Origin of the sequence: Mesotoga sp. UBA5825, assembly GCF_002432955.1 — a bacterium.
In the GTDB taxonomy this organism is placed as follows: Bacteria; Thermotogota; Thermotogae; order Petrotogales; family Kosmotogaceae; genus Mesotoga.
The window spans coordinates 19,384-21,676 of sequence record NZ_DJHG01000082.1; the positions used below are offsets into that span (position 1 = coordinate 19,384).

The window sequence follows — 2,293 nt, forward strand, 5'->3', positions numbered from 1 at the left end:
TCATATCTTCCGCTATGCTCACCTATTCCATGACATAACACAACATTCGCCTTAGCCCCTGGAGAAAACCACCGTCTGATAAACACCGAAACACCTCCTCAAAATGATTATATCTCTTAAGCAGGGGTGTTTACAAAAGCCGGAGACCATGATAATATTATTTCTGTTCGGCCCCATAGGATAACGGCTAGTCCACCGGATTCTCAGTCCGAGGGTCGGGGTTCGATTCCCCGTGGGGCTGCCACCCTAAGTTCCTCAAGTGATACCTAAAGTACGTTGAAGGGTCTCCCGATAGGGAGATCCTTCGTTTTTTAATGCTGGTACCTTAATCCTCACTTGAGCGTAAGCGCTTTGAAATATGGGTCAAAGTTGATCTCGAGGCCAAGAACCCGTTCGCCGACAATATCCGAACCCACGTGCATTCAAGACCAAGACTTCGCTGACCACTGCCAAGAGACGTTCTCTGCTCCTGCAACGCCCTGCCCCGGCACCCAGAATCATCGCCCAGCCTAGATTTTTCGTTTCAACTTGAGGATCGTAATCGACAAGCCCAGAGCAAGCAAGGAGGCATATATTGTGATGGTATCGCTTTGAGTCAAATCGTCGGACTCCATTACGGGGATTTGCTCGACCTCTCCTCCTGCTCTGTCTCCCATGCCGAACTCGGCCATATTCGCCGGGGGTTGCATATTTTCTCTCGTATCAACTTTGCCCGCCGCATCGAAATCTGGTATCTCTTGAGGAGGCTTCATATTCTGCAATCCTTCCTCTCTTGCATCTCCAAATCTCATGGCAATGGGATTTTGAGCGTTTCGATTTTGAAATGTGAAGTCTGCCATCTGGCTTTCCATTTTTTGGAGTATCCATTCCCTCATTTCGGTGGTGATTTCATGGCCCCTTACAACGGCAACGTTTTCTTCTGACATCTTGCCTTCAGAATCTACTGACTCAAGGTTAGTCGCGTCTATGGTTTCGCTGGAAGCGGCCGTTTCCCATTCCTCTATCAACTGCAGAAGTACCTCTTCGGGAAACATCTCGAGGGGATCTGCATTCTCTGCATTCCTGTTATTTCTCACAGGCATTGCGTCAACCGGAACGTTCCATCCTTCGTTGCCGGCCATTGGCATTCTTTCAAAAGAAGCGTTCACAGTACTGTCGGATCCGTCACTTATCGATGGAAGCTCCCCGCTAAGTTGTTTCGTGATCGCTTCGATTCTGGCGCTGTTGTAGTCGATCAGCCCAGTGCTCTGGCCGCCAGTGGAATCGAAGGATGCGAGGAATTGCTCGTACGAATACAGCGCCGTGGGATCACTCTTGACGTAAGGATCGATCATCGCGGCGACTTCTTCAACCCGGCTTGTGAAGAATTCATCGTTCAGATAGCCGTCTATTATAAGCTGAAGATAGTCATGGTATTCCTCAAGGTACTCGGCCCGGGTCAGCAATCTGTTGACAATCGGGAGCGAGGCCATATTGACGGCCGGGGAATCTATATACAGACTGCCGCCGCTCCCCCTGTCTCCGCCAAAACCGCCGAAACCGCCGAAGGCCATGTTGAAATCCCAGGGAATCATAACGAACTGACCGTCGTTGTCATATAGGTAGTAATTGTGATACATCCCCCCCAGTATCGAATCCATGCTCCCCGCGGCTACGCAAAGAGCGTAGTACTTGAGAAAGGAGTCTATGTCCAGCATTTTTTCAAGTTCTTCGTACGTGCCTTCCTGGAGAACTTTCAGCATCTCCACTATAGAGCTCTTGTCGCTCTTCTCCTCGTTGGTCTGAAGGGCCAGACCGGGGTAGCTCTGCGGATCATCGCCTATGTACACCAGATTGGCCCCGGTGCCTTCTGGTTTGTAAAGATCTCCGTAACCGTAAGCGAAGTGATCACGCACGAAGTTTTCGTCTACGTTTTCTACTCCCAGATAAAGCCCGAAGTACTCACCGTTTATATGCAACGCGATGTAGGTCGTCCTTGGAGTCTCTAGCCCGAGCATTTCAGAGATCTCGTACGTCAGGTACTCTCTCATAAACGTTGGATCCGAGAAACCGTTGTTGAGGTTTATCTTCGTTATTCCGAAAAGGTTTTGACCTTTGACGAATTGATTAAAGTCCAGCTTGAAACTGTAACGGTTCGAAGTGGAGTTCCTTGCCTGCGAAAGGGAGGAGTTNNGTAGCCGTTGTAAACGACATCGCACACGATGTATTCCTCCAAACGCGCTTGATCGAACATATTCTGGAGCTCGACCTCGTCGGCCTCTATATATACGTCCATGACTCTGTCGTGAGGGAA

Annotated in this window: 1 protein-coding gene and 1 tRNA gene; one reads left to right on the forward strand and one right to left on the reverse strand. The window is 49.6% G+C overall.

Going from position 1 to position 2,293, the window contains the following annotated elements; translation table 11 throughout:
• Positions 1–169 precede the first annotated feature (169 nt).
• Positions 170–244: transfer RNA gene (locus tag B3N33_RS07925), tRNA-Glu, on the forward strand.
• 265 nt (positions 245–509) lie between these two features.
• Here the strand turns inward: B3N33_RS07925 and B3N33_RS07930 are convergent.
• Positions 510–2,198, reverse strand: coding sequence for a CotH kinase family protein (locus B3N33_RS07930; protein ID WP_422655902.1), 1,689 nt, complete (start codon positions 2,196–2,198; stop codon positions 510–512).
• Positions 2,199–2,293: the final 95 nt, after the last annotated feature.